The following is a 25,425-nucleotide window of genomic DNA, read 5'->3' on the forward strand; positions in this document are numbered from 1 at the left end:
ACTCGTCACCGATATTTTCAATAAGAGAACATGAAATTATTTTTTCAGGTGCGATTTAGTCACCGTAGATATCAAAGGTAAAATACTTATTTGCAATCTTGTCGTAGGTGCCGTTTTTACGAATCGCAACAATGGCTTGATTGAACTTCTCAGCGAGTTCAGTATCTTGCTGTCTAAGTGCTAGCGCGGTACCTTCTCCAATATAGGCTTTGTCTGTTACGGCTTCACCTTTGAATTCAAAACCATCACCTTGCGTTGTGTCTAAGAACGCAAGGGCAAGTTGGTCTGAGTTACCGAAAGTGGCATCTAAGCGTTGATTCACCATATCGATATAAACTTCATCTTGACCTGTATAGCGTTTAATTTCTGCTACATCTCCAAACTTGTCGGTAACGTATCGATCGTGGATTGTACCTTGTTGTACACCAATCACCTTTCCATTCAGTCCGGTTTTATCAATAGTAAAGCTGCTTGACGCTTGGGCGACAAATCGAGCGGGTGTTTGGTAATATTTATTGGTGAAGAGTATTTTCTTCTTACGCTCTTCTGTAATTCTCATTGATGCCATGATGACGTCCGATTTTCGAGAGAGCAGGCTAGGGATCAATGCATCCCACCCTTGCGATACCCATACGCAGTCTAGTTTTGCTTGTGCACATAATGCGTCAGCAATCTCGATGTCAAAGCCAACAGGTACACCATCACTATTTTTGTAGTTAAACGGAGGGTAAGTAAAGTCCGACGCGAGACGAACTTCCTTTGCGACGACGGAAGTGCTCATTAGGGCCACGACGCAGGTGATAACTGATAGTAGTTTATTCATTGTTGTTTCCTTCCTTGAATCAGTATTCAGTTGAGTTTTTCATTACATGAGTATACTGCGTAAGAAGATTGGCGACCTCACGCATGGTTTCTTTACAACCAATAGTGATTCTCACACAATTGGTTAAAGCGGGTTCGTGGCCTTGATTTCGAGTAACCACACCATTGTCTAAAAGGTATTTGAATACGTCTACAGACGAGTCGGTTTTTATCAAGATAAAGTTAGTGTTTGACGGGTAAATCGATTCTATCCACTTGAGCGACTGAATAGCGGATACAAATTCATCACGGACAGCGATTATCTCTTTGAGACCAGAACGCATTATCGCAAGACCTTCCGACGATAATGCTTGCATCACAATATGGGATGAGGAATCTGGCATTGGGTAAGGAGGAACCAATTTCTTTAGGTAATCCATAACGGTTTGTTCTGCAAGTATAAAACCACAACGTACAGCGGCTAATCCAAACGCCTTTGATAAGGTGCGGATAACAATTAGGTGTGGAAATCGATTAATCAGCGAAGCAATATTATTGGTCATGTCAAAGTCAATATAGGCTTCATCTACGACCACCAAAGCACTCTCTTTGGTTTGTTCAAGCACCTGAATGATGGTCTCTTCTGGTATTAAATTGCCTGTTGGGTTATTTGGTGAGCAGAGAAATACCACATTAACGTCACGAGCTTTTACTGCGATTTCGTCAACATTTAGTGAAAATGTAGGTGGCAATAAAGGCACGTCTAAGGTTTCGACAGAAAAAGAGTCCGCACAAAATTCATACATTGCGTAAGTTGGTGAGCAGATTAATATTTTGTCCTTTCCGGGCTGACAAAACGTTCTGATAATGAGATCGATAGCTTCGTCTGCCCCTCTCACGGCCAATGTTGGCGTCTCTGTCTGGCTGTACTCTTGATAGGCGGAGGCGATATCGAATGGCAAAAAGTCGGGATAGCGATGGTACTCGGCGTTGGTATCTGGGTACATTATGCCATGTTCAAGTTCGTTGGCATTCAACCACAACCGACCACTGCCACCGATTCTTCTGGCCGATTGATAAGGTATTAGTTTTTTTATGGCTTCTGGCACTAAGCTCTCTACTAACGCTGACATTAAATCCCTCTATATAATTATCTTACTTAATTATTTGATTTTATATGCGTTGGTTTTGCTTTTTTATTCGATATATAACCAGTACGCTGCATAAAATCTATTCAACCAAAAAACGCTTGTAGAAGAAATCGAAATAAATGCATACTAGCCATAACTAAAAGACATGGCTGAATATTATTTATGAAGAGTCGACTGCCCTCAACGAAGAGCTTACAGGTATTTTTGATTACGGCTAAGCAGCTAAATTTGACCCGCGCGGCGGAGGTCCTGAATATTACCCAAGGTGCGGTGAGTCGGCAGATCCAAATGTTAGAGGAGCTTCTTGGCGTTCAACTTTTTTATCGCAAAGCGCGTGGACTTAAATTAACAGCACAGGGAGAGAAATTTATCCCTCACGCAGAAGACGTGATTACTCGGTTGCGCAAGGCGGTCGTAGAGATGTCCAGCCAATCCGAGACCATTAAGTTAAACGCGCCGAGTTGTATTACACCTTGGTTGTTACCCAAATTAATGAAGTTTCAAGAGAAGTATCCTGAAATTAAAGTGGAACTCACCTCAACAGTTACCCATTTCGTGACACCGGATTTTGATGTATTTGATGCCACCATTGCCTATGGTAAAGCGCCAAAGTCGCCGTTTATGGATGCACATCTTTTATTTGAAGAGCAATTGTCGCCTGTTTGTACCCCTAGATTATTAGACGCAATCAAATCACATGAAGATCAACAGGTAGGGGACAATATTGAACGCTTTACTTGGTTGCATGCTGATGCTGATCACACAGACTGGAAGGCATGGTTAAGTCACCGTGGCTATAGAGGTAAGGTGAGTAAGCAGAATCAAAATTTTCCTACGTTAGATCATGCTATGAATGCGGCATTACAAGGATTTGGTATCGCCATAGGCGACATTAAGTTGGCAGAGCTAGACATCAAGGCAAAGCGTTTGGTCAGGCCTTATGATGACGTGGTCCTTTCCGGTATGAGTTATTTTTTTGTCCACCCCAAGAACAGCCAGCATTCACTGTTACCGAAACTGGTAGAGCAGCTTTTGTTTGAGTGATTATTGTTTGCGAGGATACTAAGCATACTGCGACTATCAATCACACAGGCTGAGAATAGACACGTAGTTAACGCTGTTAATGCACATTAAGGCAGTTTCGTATCGTTAAGTTTCATCATCGGCACAAATTTGTCATGGAGTAACATGCGATGAGCAATATAAGATGTGTCAATTAATGGGATGACGGCTAGTAATAAGGTGTGACCAATTAATCGTGTGCGTTATTCGTTACCATCCAATTCAATTAGTCGCGGATTTTGCATCTACCTCTATAAGCGCGATACAGAAACTAGAATGGAATGAAGCATTATTGTTTGAGGTTTTAGACATGTTGCTACAGATAGGTGTGTTTGAATCCAAGATAAGATTCACTTCATATTTTACATCTTCAGGTGAATTTTTGAATACGATCTTGTTCTCTTCTTCGTTCGATAACGATAACGTTGGTATACCCATATATTCTAGAGAAAATCTATATAGCCCTTCAGATTGATTGATTGCCTTTGACTGTACAGTTAATCCGTACGTCACTTGTTTTGTAATAGGATAGTTTTTTTCTTCTTCGCTTTTTAGCTCAGTGAATAGCGTGACTGAATGAAGTGATTGAAAGACCATTTGATACAGCTCGTCTTTATTCTCATTTGGCAGTAAAACCTCGGATTGATATTTCTGTCCGTTTTCTAAGGCGAAGGATAGCTGAACTATTTCTGTTGCGTTAGTCCACATTGGAACGATGAACAGAATAAGTATTAGGGCTGATTTATGTATTATCTTGTGCATAGGTTTGGTGATAAAGCTCATGGTTAAAGTTTGTTTCACTTTGCATGAGGAATGTGGAGAGAGAATGGAGAAAAACGAAACATTAGTGAGTTTGCTATTTTCCATGACATGTATTCACGCCCCACACTACTCGTCAGCTGTAATCAACAGAGTCAAATGGTTGTTTTTCAAACTGCATGTCACCATTGCCATCTTGCCAAAGGTTGATCCACGCTTGCCAATTTTCGTAGTCTACTTCGGGATAATCTAGACGATAGTGGCTACATCGACTCTCTTTACGCATAAGAGAAGCTTTTAACTTCATCTCCGCGGTAATGACCATATTTTCTGTCTCGTGCGCTAGTCTTAGTTGATGAAGATCTTCAGCTATGAGCATAGGAACATGGTGCTCTTTTAATTCTTCAATGTAAGCGAGAGCGGCCAGCATCATGCGCTCTTTTTTAATGTACAGAACAAAATTAGGGATCATGGTATTTTGAAGTACCTGAGTTACCCATGCAGGGTTATAACCTTTCTCTCTTTGCATCGGCGCTAATATTTCGCCACTGATGCGGGCTTGTTTTTCTGAGCTTATTTTATTGAGTGTGATGTGTTTGATTTCTTCTGCTGCGGCTTCGCCAGAGATAGCGCCTTGCACTGCTGAACCCGCTAACGACGAGCCTATTTGAGTGTAAATCCCGCCAGACATATAAGAACCAAGTGCATCACCAGCAGCATAGAGTCCTGGAATGGTACTCAATCCTTTACTATTAATTGGCACCAAACCTTCGGCTTTATGAATGGCCATACCTGCCGTTGAACCACCAACTTGTACGCCACCCATACCTGGAGGGCCTGAGTGCCCTTTACTTGCGAAGATCGCTCTTAAGCCCGTTTCTTCAGGAGGTTTCGGTGGTGGGCCGGACTGACGAAATGCAGGAGGTACATAAGGTCCTCCTTTTGATTCTTTAGCTTGCCTAGGTCTATCGCCATTAGATTTTGGTGGTCCCATGGTTACAGGTCCCCCTTGTGTATAGGCTTGGTAATTCATATCAACGCCCAAATGGTGATTGATTTGAACCGTTGTTGTGCTTGGTTTTTCTTCGATTTGCCCGTGCCAGTTATCGTAACAAGATCCTGAATTTTTGGCCGAACCTGGGTGACCATCATTCCATTCTTTACCCGTGATCTTCGCACCAATTTTGTACGCCATGATGGACCCATCATGGGTAAGGTCGCATACCGGAAAACCGCTTGGTTTGAAACCGCCAGAACCAGTACAAATGATCACACTTTTCGCGTGAAAATGGATGATCTCTTGCTCATTTAAACTAAAACCTGAAGCCCCCGCAATACGACCATCTTCTTTGAGAAGGTGGGTAACCATAATACGTTCAAGCAATGGAATTTGTCTTTCGTTCATCGGCTTCATAAAACTATGGTTATACAACGCTGAGTCGAAAAACCCCCATTCCTTTAGTTCCTGAACTCGTTCAAAAGAATGCTCTGCTAATTGACGCGTAAAAACAGGATTACTGGTGTTAAGTGAGGACTCAGAGACCTTGGCCACGAATTCGTCGATACTCATACTAGCATTGGATTTATCGTAACTAAATATACCTTTAGCGAAAGGCGTCAGGCCAGAACTACCGAGTCGTCCTTTGGATACCATCATGACTTTTGCACCTGCGTCATGAGCTTTAACCGCGGCAAATAGACCTGCCATGCCACCACCGATAACGAGTACATCGGTTTCATACTGCTTGGTAATGAAGTTTTTCACATTAAGTGTGGTGTTATTTTCTTCCGTTTCCTGACTAAATGGTATAGATGCAAATGCGGATGCACCCAGTACACCACCTGCCACACCAATAAACTGTCGACGAGATAGACCTACTTTATTACTCATTGTTGTTACCTCCACGAAACCATAACAGGGATCGATTTTTCAGGTGTGATGGTGATTGCACCAACGGGACAATAGAGTCTACATAGGTGACAGATTTGGCAATCTTCAGGGTATTTGATTACTGCAATTTTTTTATTCTTATCGAACTGAATGACGTCGGTCGGACAGCTTTCAATACAGGTTTTGCAACCTATACAACCGGATATTTGATGAATGGGCATAGTCGTTCCTAATTCTGTTGTTACTTAAAAAGCGAGCTGTTCGTAGTGAATTTGATCGCTATGGATCCTTAATACTTTCGCGTGCTCGTTAACGGCGCGTATCATAGGTGCAGGACCGCATGAATAGATTGCCCAGTTACCTTTTTGATTAGGGTTGATGCTGTTTTCTAAACACACTCTATCAATTACACCGGTATGAACATCGCTTAAGTCTGTCTTTTCAATGCAGACTAACTGTTGGCGAAAATTAACCATTTCAGACTCTAATTGTTGAATCTCTTGCTGACACACCATCTGATCGAGCTTATTGTTACCGTAGATGAGTCGAACTGGACGAGAATCATGTTTGTACGCCAGTTCTCTGAGTAGGCTTAACATAGGAGCAATCCCCGCACCTCCAGCGATAAGGGTAATGCCATGTGTACCTTCGCTATCTTTTAAACTGAGGCTTCCATAAGGGCCGTCGACATAGACATCTTGTCCTTCTTTTAAAGCACCAAGTGTCGAAGTGTAGTCACCTAATTCGCGAATAATGAATGAGAGGCTAGGCAGGTCTTTTTTACATGAAGCAATGGAGAATGGATGCTCATTTACTCCCTTAGTCGACCCACTGGTGTTAAGCCACACAAACTGTCCTACTTCAAAGTTGAAATCATTACGGTTTTTATTTACTAGAGTAACCAACCAATCGCTACTGCTGATTTTAGTTACGTGGGTCAATGTGAAAGGATTTTTCTTCAAGTGGGTCGGTTTAACAAAATAGTTATAGCCAACCATTAAAACAGACAGCGAACATAGCACCCACCAAACAAAGTTAAACTGAGACTGGAACTGACCATGACTGCCTATGTTTGTTATATGTAGGGTAGCAATAATAGCGATAACTACGAACCCAACGACATGGGATAAGCGCCAGGTTTCGTAGCGTACTGGAAGACGATTTTTAAATATTGAGGTAAGGATCCAGACGATCATCAAACACCATGCTATAACGCCAGTGAGCATTTTCGGAGAGGTAACGGTATCGACAATACTAACGAAAGCATCGTCAAATGAGACGAAAAATCGTGGGGCAAGAATCAGGATAGGGTGCGAAAGAAATATTACACTTAACCATTGGCCTACTTTTTTATGCGTTGAGATATTCCAATCAATGTTGGCAAAGAAAGGGATCTGTTTTAATCGGCTTGCCAAAGGAAACTGAACAAAAAATGCCATCATTGCTAGCAGATTAATAATACTGAGGATAGAAGCATAGATGCCTTTATTATCCATATTGACCGTGCGTGATATAGCATAGGGGATAAAGAGCCCGATGAAATAGATCACGGCCATTTTTTTCTTTTTGCTTAATATCAGTGGTCCTCGACTGTGGACGATATTGTTGTTTTCAGAAGATGTTGCCATAGGTGCATTCCAATATAAGAAAATACTAAGGTCAGAAAATGAATCAATATGTTCACTTTAAAATCATTCTCTAGCCGGATATTGAAGGAATAATGGAGAAATAAAGAAATTGTCAGATATTGGGGGGATTATTATGTGGACTTGAAAACACCTGAACGTCCGAGCAGTAAGTTTACTTTTTAGTGTTTATTATTTAGAGGAGATCAAGCGTGGCTTCTTTGTAACATAGCATCATGATTTCCAAGCCGCATCTGGGCTCCATTTCGCCACCCACTTGGGTAAATCTTCCGCTGGCATAGGACGCGCAATACCATAACCTTGAGCGAGTTCACAACCCATAGACAGTAATTGGGTTCCATGATCAATGGTCTCAACACCTTCGGCTATTACCTGACGACTGAAAGCAGACGCTAAGCTGATGACGCCAACCACGATAGCGCGATCATCAGGGTCTATTAGCATATCTCTAACAAAGCTTTGATCGATTTTTAGTTGATCTACTGGCAAACGTTTTAGGTAGGTCAATGAAGAAAATCCAGTACCAAAGTCATCAAGAGAGAAGCTTACACCAATATCGATACACGATTTCATTATGGTTAATACCTCTACAAGGTCTCCTAACGCACTGGTTTCTAATATCTCAAGTTGTAAAGAGTTCGGGTTGATCGTCGGGTGTTTTTTCAGTGCAGTGGATAACTTATTGATGAAGTCTCGTTGTTGTAACTGGAAAGCATCTATATTGATACTGACGGGAATATTGAGCCCTGCAGATTGCCATTTGGCCATCTGAGTCAGTGCGGTACCGATAACCCATTCACCTATTTCCAAACTGATCGGGTGGTTATCGATGATTGGTAGAAAGTCATTCGGGTAGACTAACCCTCGTTCTGGGTGCTGCCAGCGAATCAAAGCCTCCGCTCCGAATATAGCACCCGTTCTCATGTTAACTTTGGGTTGATAATGTAACACGAATTCGTGTTGATCGAGCCCTCGCTTGATATGTTCGATAGTCTCTCGTTGTGTCTGTATAGATTTGTCTTTATGGATATCAAACAGGTGATAGCGATTCTTTCCTGTCTGTTTAGCAATGTACATTGCTTGATCGGCATGACGCATCAATTGGTCAGCGTCGACGCCATCTTGAGGATACAATGTAACGCCGATGCTGGTGGATACTTGCAACGTATTATTTTTGATCGTGATGGGGCTCATGGACGCTTGTAATAATCGCTCTAATACTAGCGTGCACTGACTCATTTCCTCTATGTCGACGAGAACGGCCACAAATTCGTCGCCACCGATGCGAGCGAGGGTGTCCCCGTCGCGTAAACAATGGTTCATCAGTGTAGAAAGTTCGATCAATAGTTCATCACCTACGTCATGACCATAGGAATCATTCACCGTTTTAAAACCGTCTAAATCAAGATACGCAACCGCCAGAGATTGTCCCCGTCGTTCACTTTGGGCCATTGCATGGTGCAGGCGGTCCGCCAACAATATGCGGTTAGGTAGGTTTGTGAGGGTATCGTAATGCGCAATATGTTCGAGCTGCTGTTGGTGGTTCTTCATTGGGGTAATATCTGAGAATAGAGCGACGTAGTTTTGTGTTTGACCTTTGGTATCGGTTACAGCACTGATAGTGACTAATTCAGCAAATAACTCTCCATTTTTACGCTCGTTCCAGATCTCTCCAGACCATTGCTTTTTATTGAGTAGCGATGTCCACATCTCAGTGTAGAATGTTTGGTCATGACGACCGGAACGGAGAATACGAGGGTTCTCACCTATCGCTTCTTCGCGAGAATAACCAGTGATATGAGTGAAGGTGTCGTTGACATCAATAATGGTGCCTGAAGTGTCAGTGATAATAATACCTTCACGTGCATGAGTGAATACACTAGCGGCAAGCCTTAATTTTTCTTCCGTTTTTTTACGTTCGGTGATATCGAGAAACTCGATAACTCTTGCATTCCGTTCCTTGTAAACAATATTTTTGCCTTTGATTGACAGTGGATATTGAGACCCATCACGACGCATACCAATGACTTCATAGCTTTGGGTATAATCGATTCGCATTTTGTCAAAGACGGTTTCAATGCATTCTGGTGCGATCAGCTCAAGACCATTCATGTTGATAAGCTCCGTGTAACTGAAGCCAGTCATGTCAGATAGACCAGTATTGCACTCCAGTATTTGACCTTCATCATGAATGATCACTCCGCCATTTGTCGCACTACTCAGCGCCTTAAACCGTTCTTCGCTCTCTTGGATGGTCTTTTTTGCGTGGGCAATACGCTGATTAAATCGATGAAGATAAAAGTTAAAGGAGCTAGTGCCTAGTACGATGACTAGTGCGACGGCGAGCACTGGAAATACCCAGTCGGGTAATCGACTAGGATTAGTATCGTAGATGAAGCCATCAAGGTTTTCGTCATTGGGTATTAGCCCGGCTGTCACAAAAACATTGGCCATATGCTGCCAACGTTCAGGGTTCATATGGCCGATTTGAATTAGGTTAGGAATAATCAACTTACGCATTTCTTCGGCTTCAAAACGGAGATGATCTCTTGTTTTCTGCACCTTATATTTTGTTAATAGAAGTTCGATTATTTCTTCTGGGTTATCCATCGCATAACGCCAACCCTTTAATGTTGCTCTGGTCATCGCTTCAACCCTTTTGGGGTTGCTACGTAATTCGTGCTCAGACGTAAAGAAAATATCACTATAAAAATCAACACTGTAAGATACTGGATCGATAATGTTGTATTCGATATTACGTTGTTTCAGAAAATACGGTTCGTTAGTGGTGTATGAGTTGAAGGCATCTACTTTGCCAGATATAAGGTCTTCAAGCTGATAGCTACTATGTATCGCATTGATTTGTGAAACGGAAATACCTTCGTTGACCAGCATGGTTAAAAAGTCCGCATCTTCGTTCTTATTGGCAAGCATGACCTTTTTACCGATGAGATCGTGTACAGAGCGGATGCCTGAACTTTTTAATGTAAGTAGTACGGAAGGGGAATGCTGGAATATAGATGCAAGAGCGATGAGGGGCCTGCCTTGCAAGCGCTGATAAAGGATTTCGCTGTTCCCTTCCGCGTATTGTGCGCGACCTGACAATACTTCAGCTACTGGTTGACGTTTTGGATCACCGTTACGAATTTGAACGTCGATCCCTTCGTCTTTATAGAAGCCTTTTTCTAATGCAGCGTAGTAGCCAGCGAACTGGAATTGATGATGCCAACGCAACTGTATATAAACAACGTTGGGATCCGACGGGTTTGATACAGATGATTCCGATGCAGAGTTTTTCGATATAGCGATTTGCGATGCCAACGACGGTGAAACCCAAGAGGTTAGAACCAAAATTAGGCACAGAAAGGCAGCTCCGCTTAAGGAGACCCATTTTTTTTCTAAAGCAATCGTATCCAACTATTGCACCTTTTATTCTATTTGTTATCCAGCGAATGAGAAGGGAGGCTTGTTGTCCACTCTATCAAGGTACTGTAATTATTAGTATAGGAACAATAAAATAGATTTTGCACAGGTATATTCTCGAACTGCTAACTTGAACAGAACCTTTGTCGTAATTGATTCATTAGCGAGCGGAAGGTTGAAGAGATCGTTGTGTATTTTTCTTGTATTTTAGGTGTAAAAAAGCCAGCATTAATTTGCTGGCTATATGAATCTGGTTATTTGTCGTTGCTTAAAGTAATTTCATCTCTTGGATAATATCTGAAGCAATCTCTGGTTTCGTGCTCGTTGGTTTCTCGTGAAGGTCCGATTTTAATTGCCCTTTACGGCTACTTAGACCTGTCTCTAGTTTTTTCAATGTTGCCGCAATCGCAGGATACATGATAGCGTTAGTCGACTTTGCTGAAACCCTTACACCCTCATAATTGGTAAAAATTTCCACATCGTATTGTCCATGCTCTTTGGTAATGATGATGTCGCTGCTGATGAGTTGTGGAAAGTGAGCGGATACCTTTTCAAATTTACTTTCAATTTCTTTACGTGAGTCGTCATTAATTGAAACGTGATGTGTTTGAACATTTACTTTCATATAATTATACCTTTTCAATCACTGTGTCACTTAAACTTAGCAAACGCAGCGCAGTTTGACCACGTGTATATTTGCATATATGTGATTGAGTACTGTGTTATGAAAGTGAATTGAGCAGGATTTAACCTTTCATTCAAGAACCACAAGGTTGTTGTGGACATTTATTTCAGGCGAAACTCGTAAATGATATTCGAGAGTGGCCATAAATCGCTATGTTAGAAGTTTCTAATGAAGGGCATAACGTGGTGAGGGCAATTAACTCACCACGTTATAAGTTCGTAGTACGAATATGGGTTTATTCTGCGAAGGTTAATAAATGTTGTTTTACAGAATCAGAGGCGAATGAGCGTTCTACGCTTACTCTATAGATTTCAAAATAATCTTCACGACGTAGTTGAAACTCCTCCATAACTTTACGAACTTCTTCCGTCATTGTGGTATTGGAGACGGTACGGTTATCGGTGTTTATCGTAACGAGTAAACCATCTTTATAGAATGCTTCTAATGGGTGGTTGCTAAGCTTATCGACTGCTTTGGTTTGGATATTGCTGCTGGGGCATGTTTCCAGTACAACGGCGTCGCTTTTAACCAATTTATAAGCATTTTCGTGAGCATTAATACCAATACCGTGACCGATGCGTTCAGCATTTAACAGTGAGACGGCATCGTGTACATTTTGACCATCACCTTGCTCACCCGCATGAATCGTAATTCGATACCCTTTGTCTTGGGCATACTTTGCATAAGGCACGAACTCATGACTGAATCCTGGTATTTCGCTACCCGCTATGTCGAATGCAATGACGGCGTTATGCAAGTACTTTGCGCCTGCATCAATAACCTCATTAATTCTATCTTTAGGCATATGTCTTAATACTGAAAGAATGAAATTACCTTTGATATCATACTGTTCTTCAGCCTTTTTCATGCCTTTAATTGCATTACACAATACCTGATCAAGGTTAAGACCACTCTGAAGATGTAATAATGGCCCAAAACGAACTTCTAAGTACTTTACGTTCTCTTTTGCTGCGTCTTCAAAGACCTCGAAAGCGATACGTTCGATACCATATTCGGTTTGCATGACAGAAAGCGGAAGTTCAAATCGCTTCAAATACTCGTCAAGGTTCTGACAAGTTTCTGGTGCAATCATCATTGAACGAATTACATTGATGTCGTTACTCGGCAAGCTTAGGTTTTGTTGATTAGCGAGATCAATAATAGTTTGTGGACGGACGCTACCGTCAAGATGGCAGTGAAGATCGATTTTTGGCAGGTTAAAATAGTTCATGAGCCTCTACCTTTATTGGTGGTAAATAAAGTTACAGACTTCATAATCAAGAGTTATTGGCCCTTGGTAGAAACTCCCAAACCATATCATTGGGATTATACGAAGTAATTTTCCGCAGGAGTTTAGCATTCTAAACTTCGCTCTGCAATTATGGCTTTTTACTCTAATAGTTTAATCGGTAAAATTAATTGCCGATGTAAAGTAAGCTTCAAATATTGTCGTACTTTGATGATATCGAATTTTGGTAATGAGGCGCTCATTTTCTTGAGTACATTTAGTTGTTTAGATGACTCTCTATTTTTCTTTGACAGCTAAGTGCCGCTCTGATAGTTTGAAAGACTATGAATAAAATTAAAATCACGACTGTTTCTTCACATCTTATTAATTGGTGGCGCTCTTTTTAGAGCGGCGTCGAATCATTGTGTTCACTAGCCGCCGAAAGGTAGCTGGGGACAAAAACGATAACCATTTCTCCCTCTTATTATCTTCGGTGGCATACAAACTGGAGATAAAAAATGACAACATTATCGAAAAAGACAATCTTAACGGGTGATAGAGCGACAGGCGCTTTACATCTAGGGCATTACGTTGGTTCTCTTAAGCCTCGCGTCGTATTACAACATAATAACAATCAAACTATCTTGGTCGCCGATATGCAAGGCCTTACGGACAATGCGTTTGATCCTCAAAAAGTGTCGAGCAATATTTTGAATGTGGTTGCTGACTATTTGGCTGTGGGTATTGAACCCGCTAAAACAACTATTTGTCTACAGTCTAAGATCCCTGCGTTAGCAGAGCTTACGATGTTTTATAGTAACCTCGTGTCTGTAGCGCGATTAGAACGAAACCCTACCGTGAAAAATGAGATCCAATCTAAAAGCTTCGGTCGATCTATCCCTACTGGTTTCTTTACCTATCCCATCTCTCAAGCGGCGGACATCACGGCGTTTCGAGCTGATACCGTTCCCGTTGGTGATGATCAACTTCCCATGCTTGAGTTGACGAATGAGATTGTTAGAAAGGTCAATCGTCTCGCGAACAGGCCGGTCCTTACCGAGTGTGAACCATTGCTTAGCCATATGCCAAGGTTACCAAGTGCCGATGGTAAAAATAAAATGTCCAAATCAATGGGAAACACTATCTCATTAGGTTCTACACCTAAAGAGATAAGTGTTGCGGTAAAGTCGATGTATACAGATCCGAATCATGTGAGGATTGAAGATTCTGGCCAAATAGAAGGTAACGTTGTGTTTACTTATTTGGACGCTTTTTGTGAAGACCAAGGGTATGTTCAAAGCCTAAAAGAACAATATCGGCGGGGCGGGCTTGGTGATGGTACAACGAAAAAAATTCTAGAAGAGTGCCTTCAAGAACTATTATTGCCCATTCGACAAAGACGTGAGGTATTCTTATCAGATAGGCAAGAACTGGCTAACATATTACATGCGGGGACAGATGTTGCTAATGCACAAGCCAACGACGTCCTCAGCGATGTAAAAGATATTTATGGTCTAAACATATTCTGAAAGAAAGCGAAACTGCGGGCTTTGTATTCATTGCCGGGGGAACATATAACCTTGCTTTTATATGTTCCCTTAGTTTCCATAATAACAATAGGAAAAAGTCTATCCATTATTCTTACGTATTTATCAAATATTGTGCATGAAGTATAAATGCACATTGTTATTAGATGTATCTCTTTTACCAGTGGCTGACATTGTGTCGTAATCCGTAACGTATAAATGTATCTCCAGTACGGCGACCATGAAGAATACGACTATTATGTTCAGCAAGACCTTACTTAAAATTGTTTGTTTTATAACGGGTGTCATATTGCTCTCTGCGTCCTTTTCTACTTACGCATTAAGCTATATCAAATCGGCGGCCAAAACCTATCATCTCAACACCAATCAATTTCAAAAAAATCTATATAAAGCAAGGAGTGTGGAATCGATGTGTCGAGTGAAAGTGAGTTCAAAGTTGCTTGATAAAGGGTATTTTCGCCCGATCGTTCATAACAATATGCACAGTGGAGAAGTCACCTTACTCAATGATTACTTGCAGAAATCTAATGGCTTACAAGATGAATGCAATGTAAGAAATGGATATGACTCTTATATGCAAGAACACAAGTATTATTTAGATGAATCGCGAAAGTTTAAAAGTCGAGTCGGTAAACTGACGGCGAAAATTCTGTAATTCGCGGCTGAGTAAGATCCCATCGCTTTGTTGCCCTACAACAAAGCGATGAGACTTGTGATGATAGAAACCTAACTCTCAAATTGTGTTATTTCGGTTTGCTTGCGAGCAAGTCTCTCAATTCTTGGGGTAATCTTTCTTCAATTTCTGGGTCACCTTTGAGCATTTCCAATAATTGTTCGCGTGCTTTTTCTTTTTCACCATTGGCCAATAGCCATTCGATTTCTTCAAACAAATAATGTTCTTTTGTCTCTGGTATATCCATTGTTATGTCTGATTCGTCGTTGTTTTTCATCAACCTTTTATTGGCCTCAGATTGCAATGCATTTTCTTGTATTGAACGTAATAATAATGCTTCAGACTCGGCCTTTTTTGCCTTGGTACTGCGAGACTCCAGTTTTTGCGTGTCACGCATTAATTGATTTTCGGATTCAATTTCTGACATAAGTGGAAGCGCATTATATTGTTCTTGCTCGGTCGGATTTTGCAACGTCTGATCTAGCCAATTCCAAGGCGCAAGAAGTGCAACAAAAGTGATCGATGCTGCTAATCCTATGTGCGGCCACCACGTTTTCTGTTTTTTGCTTTGTCGCTTAGCGTAGCCAATAATTTTTTCATCCAGTTCACTTGAAGGTGTTTCTGTTGCGCCTTGTTGGTAAAGCGAAACCATCTCTTCATCTTTTAGTGGTCGGTTCATTCTTGACCTCCTAGTTTGCGTGTTAGGCATTGGCGTAACTGATCTAATGCATAGCGAAGGCGGGTTTTTATCGCCTCTGGTTTTGCGTCAACAATCGTGCAGATCTGCGCTGATTCGAAACCGGATTCGTATCGCAATAAAAAGGCTTCTCGCTGAAGGGGGGCAAGCTGTGACATACAGTGTTTTATCGCGCCTTTATTTTGTTCGGTTGGGTCGTGTAATTCAGTGAATTCTTCATTGCTGATTTGTGCGCTATACGCATTTTCAGACATGCGTTTTCGATATTCATCGATAATCAAGTTATGCGCCATTCTATACAACCAAGTGGTGAATTTGGCTGACGGTGTATAAGACTCTCGCTTATCGACAACTCGAAACCATACGTCTTGGAATAACTCTTCCGCGTGAGCATTTCGTGAGGGTTCAAGCTGCCTCACAAAATATCGATAAAGCGGGTCCTTGTGCCGTTGATACAGCTCGGAAAAAGCGTCTTGCTCGCCTTTCCCAAATGCTGCCATTAGTTGTTCATCGGTTCTGTTTATCATTAAAGACTCTGTGCTAATTCAACTAAGCTAATAAATTCTCCACGATAATTGTACGGGTCTTTGCCACGATTTTCTCGGGCAATATCAGCAATTTTCTCATAGGAGAAACTATCTAAGTAGTGGTTGTCCTTGAGCTTTTGAGCAAATGCAGCAACGCTAGAAGCAAATTGGAAGTCTTCACTGGCATGATTAAAGCGTTCTTTTATCTGATGGCTGCTTACGATGCTCGTGGTCAAAACGCTCTTTTTTGACTTTGGTAACTTGTAACGTACCTTCACTTGCGCTAACTCACCTTCAAATTTTTCTGTTGTTATAGCTTTGCGATCGTACCGCAGGTCGTCTATTTGGCCTTTTTCGCCTGCAAGTGTGATTTCATATAGTGCCGTTACGGTATGACCCGCTCCTATTTCACCCGCATCTACTTTGTCATTGTTAAAGTCTTCGTCTTTTAGAATACGGTTCTGATATCCGATTAAACGGTACTCTTTGACAATATTTGGGTTAAATTCAATCTGAATTTTCACATCCGACGCAATGGTTTGTAATGTGCCACTCATTTGACGGAGTAGAACTTTTTTAGCTTCATGTAAGGTATCAATATATGCATGATTACCATCACCAATGTTGGCGAGTTGCTCCATCATCGCATCATTGTAATTTCCGCGACCAAAGCCGAGTGTTGTTAGTGATACCCCTTTGTCACGTTCGTTGGCAATCATCTTTTTTAGTGCATCAATGCTCGCTATACCAACATTAAAATCACCATCTGTTGCTAAAATTACGCGATTTACCCCCTCTTTGATGAAATTAGCACGTGCTTGTTGATAGGCCATCATAATGCCACTTTCTCCGTAGGTGCCTCCTCCCGCAGACAGGCTTTTTAGCGCGTTGGTAATGGTCTCTTTTTCATTTCCTTTTGTTGGTTGGAGTACGACACTCGAATGACCAGCATAGGTCACTAAGCTCACGGTGTCTTTCTCGTTCAGCTCCTTAACTAATATGGAAAGGCTTTGTACCAGTAAGGGCAGTTTATTCGGTTCATTCATGGAGCCTGAAACATCGACTAAGAAAACCAAATTTGAAGATTTACGTTCCGCCTGAGGGACGTCATAACCTTTAAGTGCGATTCGAAGCAGTTGTCGATGTTCGTTCCAAGGAGAGGGTGCAATTTCGGTATTAACCGAAAATGGTTGATTTTTGTCCTGTGATGCAGCGTATTGATAGTCAAAATAATTGATGAAAGCTTCTTCACGAATAGCATCGGTAGGGGGTTTACGACCCATATTGAGATAACTACGAACGTTGGCATAACTGCCAGTATCCACATCAATAGAAAACGTGGATAGCGGGGTATTAAGTACCTGATGCACGTTATTGCTGACACTTTCAAAGTAGTTGTCACGATCTTGGTTGTAAGTCGGCGGTTCTACTCTGAGCATCATATCCATTTGAGATACGTGCGTAGAACGCACGGCTTGTTTAGACAGTTTAGATTTTGATTGTCTTTCCAATACTGCCGCAGCATACATTTCTTGTTCTTCTATAGCGTGAATTATTGTCTCACGAGTAACAACTTCGGTTGTGGCGGCCTGTTGTGTGTTTGAGTTTGATGTTTGGTCTTGCTCGTTAGCTATCTGGTCACTGCAACCCATCACTACTGTCAGCGCCGTGAATACCGTTGATATCTTGCGTAAAGTCATGTGTATTTCCTTCTGTGTACTCAGTCTGTTTCCTATACAAACGGATGAGTTTTCAGATGGGGTTATTTATTTTCTATATATTTTTGAAGCTAAATATTTCGATTGGCAGTAAGAATGACGCTAGTCAAAATAATAGCGGCGCCGAACAATTGCAGTGCGGTAAAGGTTTCGTTTAACCAAAAATACGCAAATAGTGCACCAAACAACGGCTCACTACCCATTAACAGCGACGTTTTGGTGGCAGAAATTTTTCTGACCGCATAGTTTTGGACAAAGAAAGCCAGCAGCGTACAAAATAAGACTAAATAAGTAACGTATAGCCAAAAGTTAAGTTCGGTTGGCAGAGATATTACGGAGAATTCTACCGTGGTAAAGAGTGCGATAACGGAGCAACTGGCGACGACAAAAGACTGAACAAAAGTAAGCGTCGTGTTCGCTATTTGCTTGCCATTGGTTAATCGTCTTGTTGTTGTGACCATTAATGCGCGAAGTACCGCAGCGCTAAGGATGCAGTAGTCGCCTGCGTTAAGTGAGATACTCAGGTTGAAAGAGTCAGTGAGTAGCAATACCCCAAACACGCTCGAGGCACAAAGTGTTATTAACTCAACACTCGGCTTTTCTTTATTGATTATGTTCTGAATAAAGGCCGTAAAAATAACATTGAGACTAATAAGAAATGCGGCGTTTGCTGCGGTAGTTTTGCTTACGCCATAAACCTCAAAGAAGAAGATAGCGGCCAATATAAACCCGGTTGGTAATGACACTATCCAATCCTTATTCCTTTGTTTTGCAATGTCATTCAAAACAAAAGGGAGAAGACAACAACAAGTCATGGAAAACCGTATAGCAATAAACAACAGTACCGAGGTGTAAGTGAGCGCACTTTTTGTCAAGCCATAGCTGGTTCCCCATACGATGGCGACAAGCAGTAACAGGACCTCGGTGGTTGGAAACGTAAAGGTATAACGTTGTCTGGATTCGGTTGCTATGTTCATTGTCAGGGCATCTCAGAGTACTTATGTGATTGATTAGTCCACTATCAACTAGTACCCTGTGATAAACAATAGGCTAAAATGGAAAGGATTGTTGCGTTGTGGATATGAATAAGTTGTTGGTACTTTTACCAGAGATGGCTACCTTTGTTGTTGTCATTGAGCAAGGCAGTTTTTCAAGAGCCGCAATAAAACTTGGCGTCGCGCCTTCATCTGTTAGCCGTTCGGTAGCAAGGTTAGAGAATGCTTTGCAGCAAAAATTGATTGAAAGAACCACCAGAAGCCTGCGCCTGAGTACAATTGGTGAAGAGGTCTTTTGTCTCTGTATCGATATGGTGAACTCGGCTAAATCGGCAGTGAATGCTGCCTATTCAGAATCGGATACAGTTTCTGGTTTGGTTCGGGTTTCGGCGCCGAAGGCTTTGGCTAGACAAGTATTATCGCCAATTATTTTGGATTTCCTGCAAGTCTACCCTAACGTCTCTATTCAGATTCAATCCGAAGATCATTTCATTGATCCAATCGGCAATGAGGTAGATGTTGTCATTCATATTACCGATAAACCCGTTGAAGGCTTGGTTGCCAAATTATTAGGAAATAGTCGGCTGGTTCTATGTGCTAACCCTGCATACATTGACACACACGGTGTACCGCATTCACCATCTGATTTGGTCACACATAACTGCATTCGATTGGGTGAGTCAGCCTCGGATAGGAAATGGTCGTTTAGCCTTGGACGTAACATAGAAACGGTTAATATTGACGGAAATTTTGCAGTAAATCATACCGAAATAAGAAAGGATGCTGTGTTGAGGGGGCTAGGTATTTCGGTATTTCCTGAGTTTACTATTAATGAGCTTATTCAGTCAGGAGAGGTGGTAGAAGTGCTCCCTGATTGGACATTAAATGGCCGCTATCAGGGGCAAATAGTTGCACAATATTTACAGTCGAAATATGTACCAGCTCAATTAAAGCTATTTGTAGAATACCTGTACGAGCAGATGCAAGACTATCGATAGGCATGCATTGGTGATGCTAGGGCAATGTGCACTTTACGTTATTTGAAACAGAGGTCCGCCCAGCGAGATAAACCTGCGGTTACCGACCCGAAATAACTGCCGCTCACAATTTCTGTATCTGGTAGCACCGATTTTATCGCCTTTCTCAGTATGGGGGAACGCGCCGAACCGCCAGTCATGTAGATAACATCCGGTTTTACTTGCCCCTGTTTTTCTGCCTCTTGTACCATCTGCGTGATTTTTCGTACTGGTTCTGAAATCGCATCGGCCATCTGTTCTTTAAGCAGTCTAATATCAAGGGTTTCTTCTAATAGATTAAGGGTAGAAATGTATTCCTCTTGAACGCCGAGTGCTATTTTTGCTAATTCAGCTTCTCGGACAACACTGTGCCCAAGCGTCCCTTTATGGACGTATGCTAAGCGTTTTAGCTTCTCTGGTTGCTTTGCATTTTTAATGAGTTCGTAGATCGGCTTTAAATTATCGAATTTATAAAAGTCTCTTTGGGCAACGACATCATTGACGGCAATACAGTTCCAAAACTGAGAAATAGGAACAGGTAAGCCTGATAATTGTTCCGTACCTAGGCCAAAATCGGCCATGAATTTTTTGAATGCGATCGAAATATCAAGGTCATTTCCGCCAACGGACAAACCACTATGTGAAAGAAGGGATTCAGAGCGATTTTGATTTCCTCGCCAGGTGGGGCCCATTTGAATTAAAGAACAATCTGAGGTACCGCCGCCAATATCAACGACCAATACGGTTTTATCTGAAGTTAATTTAGATTCATACTCGAATCCTGCTGCAACAGGTTCAAATTGAAATTCAATATGCTTGAAACCTGCTCGAGTCGCCGCGCGTTGCAAAATGCCTTCGGCTTGCTGGTTGGATTTTTCACCACCGCGACCACGAAAGTTCACCGGGCGACCAATAACAACAGCAGATACGGGTTCATTTAAAGCGAGTTCTGTCTTCTGTTTTACGTTTGCCATCATGGCACAGATGAGGTCTTCAAAGAAAGAGAGCTGCACATCTCGCAAACCTTGTGTGCCTAAAAAAGACTTGGGTGATTGTACATAGTAGACATCTTTGGGGTCGTCTAAGTAAAGACCTAAGGCGGCTTGACCAAAATGAATGTCATCTGGTCGAACTATTAACCCCTCTTCCTTATTCAGATTAATGGCGCGGCGGAGTACGGACTCTCCGATAGCGTTAGCCGGTCTAATATCAAGGCACCGGAACAAGTACTCGGACACAGACTCAGCATTGGGTGCGCTGAGTGTTGATGGCAAATAAATATCACTTCCAGATAATGGGACGGCGTGAACCTTCTCATTAATAATATGCGCTACCGAGCAGTTAGCAGTACCGAAATCAAAACCAATGGCCATTAACAACCTCTTTGAAGATATATAGGCGAGTCGAAAAGCGCAACACTATAAGGGTTACCCCCATAGTCAGGTCAATCGATTTATTCATTTTTTTGATAATCTGTCGTTTTTGTTCAATCTTACTATAGGTGCATCAACTACTATTTCTGCCATCAGATGTGGGAGGCGGACGAAAGTTAAGTGTCCTCACCGTCTAAAATGATAGTGGATTGAATTTGGTAGGTAGAAAAGTGATGTTAGAAATAAAAAAAATAGAGTCAATAGATGAGATCAGTGAGTTAAGAGCCGCTTATTTTGCGCAAACTACGGCTCCACTAGATGGTATGTGGCACTTTGGATTTGCTCCTATGTCGAACCATTTTGGATTCTATGAAGATAGAGCTTTGGTCGGATATTGTTGCGTCAATGGGGATGGTTATCTGTTGCAGTTTTATTTGTCGCCTGTGGCTAACGTACAGCCAACAGAATTGTTTACCTTAATTGCGCAGAAAAACAGTGTCGATATTGGTGAGGTTGTCGGGGCATTTGTCAGTACGGCTGAAACGGATTATCTCTCGCTGTGTTTAGACAATTCGTCATCGTTTACGGTAAATGCATTGATGTATCAACAAAATTCAACAAGTAAAGTTGACCAAACAAAATGGTTAGAAATGAAAATGGCCAATCAGGAACAGCTTAAAAGTTTTGTAGAATTTGCCGTCGAAGCTATCGGTGCTCCGGAACAATGGTTATCTGGGTATTACGGTAATTTGATTCAACGCCAAGAGCTTTGGGGGTACTGGATAGGTGAAAAATTAGTCGCCTCAGGAGAGTGCCGTTTATTTGACGAGTATCAGGTCGATTTTGCCGATATGGGCATGATTGTGGCGAAATCTGAACGAGGAAAAGGCATTGCTACTAAAGTCTTGCGATTCTTAAAAAATAGAGCAGCGGAACAAGGATTAAAGGCGATGTGTTCAACTGAAGGTGGTAACACAGCTGCACAAAAAGCGATTATGCGAGCGGGGCTCACTTCTTCAAACCGAATCGTTCAGTTCGAATTTGGTCGCGCTTAACTTGTCGCTATTAGGTTCATATTCTATAAAGGGGTTGAGCCTTTGTTTCATTACAAGAACACTGAATTTCGTCTCTATTTAGCATATAGTCAGATGACAAAAACGATCGCGGTTATACAACACTATGATTCATTGGCTTCAGGCTCCAGAATTATCCAACGTAGCACAGTATATTGAGTGTTATTGGTTTATTGAAAAACGACCGGATGCAACAAGCCACCAATATCCCAAGCTAAACCCAGACCCGTCCGCACACTTGATACTTTCGCCTTCGAATCAAGAATATCGTTACGACATGAATCCTGCAATAGTTGAAGGTAAGGGTAGCCATTGGTTATTTCCTCATCAGCAAACCTTGCAGTTGGACCATTCACAAGCCTTCGTACATCTGGGCATTAAGTTCCGTATTGGTGCTTTGTATTCATTAAAAATTCCCACGTGCGCCCATCCGATGTTGGACGCTGTAGAAGCGTTCAACTTGACCAGCCTATTTAGTATGGATGGATTAGTAGAGCTTGATCTTATTGATTATGCGAGAAATGACCCTAATCTTTGCTGTGCTCAATTAGATAAGTTATTGCAACCATGGCTTGAAAACAGCAAAGAAGATCAACACAGTGCACTCACTAACAAAATCCTTCCGCTCCTTGGTAATACCCTTATTTCCGATCTAAGTAGCGCGTTGTTTTGCTCGCAAAGGACGCTGGAGAGAAGCTTCAGCCGAGTGACGGGGCTCACTTTGAAACAATGTCAGACAATGAACAAACTAGAACAGATGTTAGAATATCTTTATCAGCGTAGTACTAGTGAAATAGACTGGGTGGAGATTGCATTCCAATTTGGGTTTAGTGACCAGCCACATCTCATTAGGCATTTGAAAAAACAGATTGGATTGACGCCAAAAAATTATGCAAAAGAGAGAGGGTTCACTATCGATGTGTACGGGGGCGTTAGTTCTTCGTAAAGCGCTTTTTGCTCTGATCCACAGACCAGAGCGTTGTTAAATAGACTATTTTGGTTCCTGAGTAGGAAAGATAAGCTCTGAGGTATTAAACCCAGCCGCTTTCGCTATCATGATGTACTTGTCCATTTTATCCTGAGCAATCGTCGGTGTGCGAGACAAAATCCAAAAATAGTCGGTGTTATAGCCACTGATTAATGCCGTTGAATAATCAGGCTCTATATAAAAGACAATGTAACTGCCGTAAAATGGCCCAAAGAATGACACCTTTAAATGCGCGATGTCGGGTGTGGTGACAAATTTGGCTTTACCTTCCGCTTCACTCCATTCCTTGTCTTCTTTTTTCCATCCGCGGTTTATTACACGTACTGATCCGTCATCATTGACAGAATACGTTGCGCTGACATTGTTGAGCCCACGTTCAAAGCTGTGATCTAGCCGGGCAAGTTCGTACCATTTACCTAGGTAGTTATCGAGAGCAAAATTGGCAACAGGTTCGATATCGTTAGGTTTTCCTGTACAACCTGTCAATGTAAGAATGCAGATAATTAGTATGGTCAAATTTTTTAACTCTTTCATTCCTTTCCCTTTCTGATTAAAAAGCTTTTCTTAAGTCTATACCTAAAAAAGAATAAAATGGGTAAGTAATAATAGAAACGGCTTAACAATGGACTTTTATGTCCATTGTTAAGCCGGTTACATAATGTTCATATTGCGGACAAATTAAATTTTTAAATTGGTATTGCGGTTTGTAACAGGGTGAAATTAGTTTACTTATTCAAAAATAGATATAAGAACCCTTGAATCTTGATTCAGGAGTTCTTATATCTAAAGTGTTTATAGACCTACCTTCAAAGTGAAGGGCTTAGAAGGTAAGTTTATGATAACAAGCGTTTTATGGCGCTGATTGGGTGAATGATGGTGAAATGACCTCAGTGCGGCGATTCAGTGTTCGCCCTTCTAACGTGCTGTTGTCAGCTACTGGCTCACTTTCCCCTCTGCCTTCAACCTGAATACGACTCGCCGCAATGCCATTATTTTCAAAATAGGAGGCGACACTTTGTGCTCTTTGTAGAGAGATTTGATCATTGTAGCTCTCTGATCCTTGAGAATCGGTATGGCCAATAATGAACAACTGGGCCTCTGAATGATCTTGAAGCCTTTTTAGCATTGGACTCAGGTGTCCATTTGCTTCTGGTGATAAGGTAGTGCCATCAAATTTGAACAGAGCATAGCTATTCAACTCATTGATGCTCACCACTTCAGGCTCAATGACCTCAGGTTCAATCACTTCAGGCTCAATAATAGCAACTTCTGGTTCTGTGACGGGAATGGCTTTCTCTGCAGACCCAAACGCATAGCTTAGACCTACGGTTACAAAGCTAATGTCTGAACCGTCAACGTCATTAAACCATTGGTATTCTAATCTCGTTCTTAACTGGTCAGATAAATGATACTCAAGACCGGTACCAAGCATTAAGGACGTCCCGTCATCTGTATCACGAGTGCTACGGTTTAGTTCCTGCCTCTTTTGCTCCGCTTGCCAATTGAACCCACCAATTTTACCAAAAATATTTAGACTATCGACCAAGTGATAATCGGCTTTAAGACCGAGTTCTACGCCTTGGACTTTCGTGCTACTAGAAGCGTTTACGGATGGTCCACTAGAACTTGGGTAAGTAGCCTTAGCTTTACCCAAGTAATCATATCCACTTTCAATTGCAAGCCAGTCATTGATGCTATAACCGAAGAATAAACCGCCACCCATCGCTTCTTTGTCGCAATCTAAACTTAATGGTTCGCAGCTCCCGGAAAAATGAGTCCAGCCAGTTTTACCACCAATATAGAAACCGCTTTCATCGGCGGCCACATTGAATGCAACACTTGCACCCAATAGACATAATGTTATTTTTTTCATAATTCTCCATTCAACATAAATGTTAAAATTTTCTCATTAATTGAATCAAGAATTAACCTTGATTCTGATTGTGAATAAAATTCAACCGTAATGTAGGTTGAATTTAAGGTAATATGATTAAGAGGTGCAGTTAAGGTCTGCGTTGAAGGGCATTATGGTAAACGTATTTTCTAATAGTAATAATAGCGTAATATTAATTTTTTAAATGACATGTGCTATATAATTAATCGGATGTTAGTACAGTATTATTATGAGTATTTGTATCTTATATGTTTAACTATATGTAGTATTCTTATGGG

Annotated in this window: 22 protein-coding genes and 1 riboswitch; of the genes, 6 read left to right on the forward strand and 16 right to left on the reverse strand. The window is 41.5% G+C overall.

Features of this window, described 5'->3' with window-relative positions; translation table 11 throughout:
* Positions 1-55: 55 nt before the first annotated feature.
* Both AACW90_RS01640 and hisC read right to left on the reverse strand, forming a co-directional pair.
* The gene (locus tag AACW90_RS01640; protein WP_390229848.1) at positions 56-823 is read right to left on the reverse strand and encodes an ABC transporter substrate-binding protein; all 768 of its coding nucleotides are present in this window, start codon (positions 821-823) and stop codon (positions 56-58) included.
* 19 nt (positions 824-842) lie between these two features.
* Positions 843-1,934 carry a histidinol-phosphate transaminase gene (gene hisC / locus AACW90_RS01645; protein WP_390229851.1) on the reverse strand — a complete coding sequence of 364 codons (1,092 nt, stop codon included), beginning with the start codon at positions 1,932-1,934 and terminating at the stop codon, positions 843-845.
* Positions 1,935-2,114: 180 nt separating this feature from the next.
* On the opposite strand from hisC, the gene AACW90_RS01650 reads away from it, so the two are divergent.
* A complete protein-coding gene (locus AACW90_RS01650; RefSeq protein WP_390229854.1) occupies positions 2,115-2,996 on the forward strand; it encodes a LysR family transcriptional regulator in 882 nt (293 codons plus the stop codon).
* Between the two features lie 240 nt (positions 2,997-3,236).
* Here the strand turns inward: AACW90_RS01650 and AACW90_RS01655 are convergent, their stop codons facing one another.
* The 7 genes from AACW90_RS01655 to add all read right to left on the reverse strand — a co-directional run bounded on the left by AACW90_RS01655 (position 3,237) and on the right by add (position 12,649).
* A complete protein-coding gene (locus tag AACW90_RS01655) occupies positions 3,237-3,881 on the reverse strand; it encodes a hypothetical protein (RefSeq protein ID WP_390229857.1) in 645 nt (214 codons plus the stop codon).
* A gap of 28 nt (positions 3,882-3,909) precedes the next feature.
* Positions 3,910-5,664, reverse strand: coding sequence for an FAD-binding protein (locus AACW90_RS01660; RefSeq protein ID WP_390229860.1), 1,755 nt, complete (start codon positions 5,662-5,664; stop codon positions 3,910-3,912).
* Between the two features lie 5 nt (positions 5,665-5,669).
* A complete protein-coding gene (locus AACW90_RS01665; RefSeq protein ID WP_275138027.1) occupies positions 5,670-5,885 on the reverse strand; it encodes a 4Fe-4S dicluster domain-containing protein in 216 nt (71 codons plus the stop codon).
* Positions 5,886-5,909: 24 nt separating this feature from the next.
* Positions 5,910-7,292 (reverse strand): ferredoxin reductase family protein, encoded by a 1,383-nt coding sequence (locus AACW90_RS01670; protein ID WP_390229864.1) that lies wholly within the window; start codon positions 7,290-7,292, stop codon positions 5,910-5,912.
* 231 nt (positions 7,293-7,523) lie between these two features.
* Positions 7,524-10,727 (reverse strand): EAL domain-containing protein, encoded by a 3,204-nt coding sequence (locus tag AACW90_RS01675; protein WP_390229867.1) that lies wholly within the window; start codon positions 10,725-10,727, stop codon positions 7,524-7,526.
* Positions 10,728-11,001: 274 nt separating this feature from the next.
* Entirely contained in the window at positions 11,002-11,358 is a 357-nt protein-coding gene (gene hpf, locus AACW90_RS01680) for a ribosome hibernation-promoting factor, HPF/YfiA family (protein ID WP_195705922.1), read from the reverse strand.
* A 295-nt stretch (positions 11,359-11,653) separates the two neighbouring features.
* Complete coding sequence (gene add / locus AACW90_RS01685; protein WP_390229870.1) at positions 11,654-12,649, reverse strand: adenosine deaminase; 996 nt, start codon at positions 12,647-12,649, stop codon at positions 11,654-11,656.
* A gap of 23 nt (positions 12,650-12,672) precedes the next feature.
* Positions 12,673-12,772, reverse strand: a riboswitch (purine riboswitch).
* Positions 12,773-13,164: 392 nt separating this feature from the next.
* Between add and trpS the strand changes: the two genes are divergently transcribed.
* Both trpS and AACW90_RS01695 read left to right on the forward strand, forming a co-directional pair.
* Complete coding sequence (trpS, locus tag AACW90_RS01690) at positions 13,165-14,175, forward strand: tryptophan--tRNA ligase (RefSeq protein WP_390229873.1); 1,011 nt, start codon at positions 13,165-13,167, stop codon at positions 14,173-14,175.
* 238 nt (positions 14,176-14,413) lie between these two features.
* The gene (locus tag AACW90_RS01695) at positions 14,414-14,848 is read left to right on the forward strand and encodes a hypothetical protein (RefSeq protein WP_390229876.1); all 435 of its coding nucleotides are present in this window, start codon (positions 14,414-14,416) and stop codon (positions 14,846-14,848) included.
* Between the two features lie 88 nt (positions 14,849-14,936).
* Here AACW90_RS01695 and AACW90_RS01700 read toward each other — a convergent pair whose 3' ends face one another.
* The 4 genes from AACW90_RS01700 to AACW90_RS01715 form a co-directional block, all read right to left on the reverse strand.
* Entirely contained in the window at positions 14,937-15,545 is a 609-nt protein-coding gene (locus AACW90_RS01700; protein WP_390229878.1) for a hypothetical protein, read from the reverse strand.
* On the reverse strand, positions 15,542-16,090 hold the full coding sequence (locus AACW90_RS01705) for a sigma-70 family RNA polymerase sigma factor (RefSeq protein WP_390229881.1): 549 nt from the start codon (positions 16,088-16,090) through the stop codon (positions 15,542-15,544). Before AACW90_RS01705 ends, AACW90_RS01700 begins: the two co-directional genes overlap by 4 nt.
* A complete protein-coding gene (locus AACW90_RS01710; protein ID WP_390229884.1) occupies positions 16,090-17,790 on the reverse strand; it encodes a vWA domain-containing protein in 1,701 nt (566 codons plus the stop codon). Before AACW90_RS01710 ends, AACW90_RS01705 begins: the two co-directional genes overlap by 1 nt.
* An 89-nt stretch (positions 17,791-17,879) precedes the next feature.
* Complete coding sequence (locus AACW90_RS01715) at positions 17,880-18,785, reverse strand: DMT family transporter (RefSeq protein ID WP_390229887.1); 906 nt, start codon at positions 18,783-18,785, stop codon at positions 17,880-17,882.
* A 98-nt stretch (positions 18,786-18,883) separates the two neighbouring features.
* Between AACW90_RS01715 and AACW90_RS01720 the strand changes: the two genes are divergently transcribed.
* On the forward strand, positions 18,884-19,801 hold the full coding sequence (locus AACW90_RS01720; protein ID WP_390229890.1) for a LysR family transcriptional regulator: 918 nt from the start codon (positions 18,884-18,886) through the stop codon (positions 19,799-19,801).
* 38 nt (positions 19,802-19,839) lie between these two features.
* On the opposite strand, the gene yegD is transcribed toward AACW90_RS01720, so the two are convergent.
* Positions 19,840-21,192, reverse strand: a complete 1,353-nt coding sequence (yegD, locus tag AACW90_RS01725) for a molecular chaperone (RefSeq protein WP_390229893.1) — start codon at positions 21,190-21,192, stop codon at positions 19,840-19,842.
* Between the two features lie 233 nt (positions 21,193-21,425).
* On the opposite strand from yegD, the gene AACW90_RS01730 reads away from it, so the two are divergent.
* Positions 21,426-22,247, forward strand: coding sequence for a GNAT family N-acetyltransferase (locus tag AACW90_RS01730; protein WP_390229896.1), 822 nt, complete (start codon positions 21,426-21,428; stop codon positions 22,245-22,247).
* Positions 22,248-22,371: 124 nt separating this feature from the next.
* The gene (locus AACW90_RS01735) at positions 22,372-23,211 is read left to right on the forward strand and encodes a helix-turn-helix domain-containing protein (protein WP_390229898.1); all 840 of its coding nucleotides are present in this window, start codon (positions 22,372-22,374) and stop codon (positions 23,209-23,211) included.
* A 45-nt stretch (positions 23,212-23,256) separates the two neighbouring features.
* Here the strand turns inward: AACW90_RS01735 and AACW90_RS01740 are convergent, their stop codons facing one another.
* A complete protein-coding gene (locus AACW90_RS01740; RefSeq protein WP_390229900.1) occupies positions 23,257-23,787 on the reverse strand; it encodes a lipocalin family protein in 531 nt (176 codons plus the stop codon).
* 316 nt (positions 23,788-24,103) lie between these two features.
* Positions 24,104-25,126 (reverse strand): OmpA family protein, encoded by a 1,023-nt coding sequence (locus tag AACW90_RS01745; protein ID WP_390229903.1) that lies wholly within the window; start codon positions 25,124-25,126, stop codon positions 24,104-24,106.
* Positions 25,127-25,425 lie beyond the last annotated feature (299 nt).

Origin of the sequence: Vibrio frigidus, from assembly GCF_042465995.1 — a bacterium.
Taxonomy (GTDB): Bacteria; Pseudomonadota; Gammaproteobacteria; order Enterobacterales; family Vibrionaceae; genus Vibrio.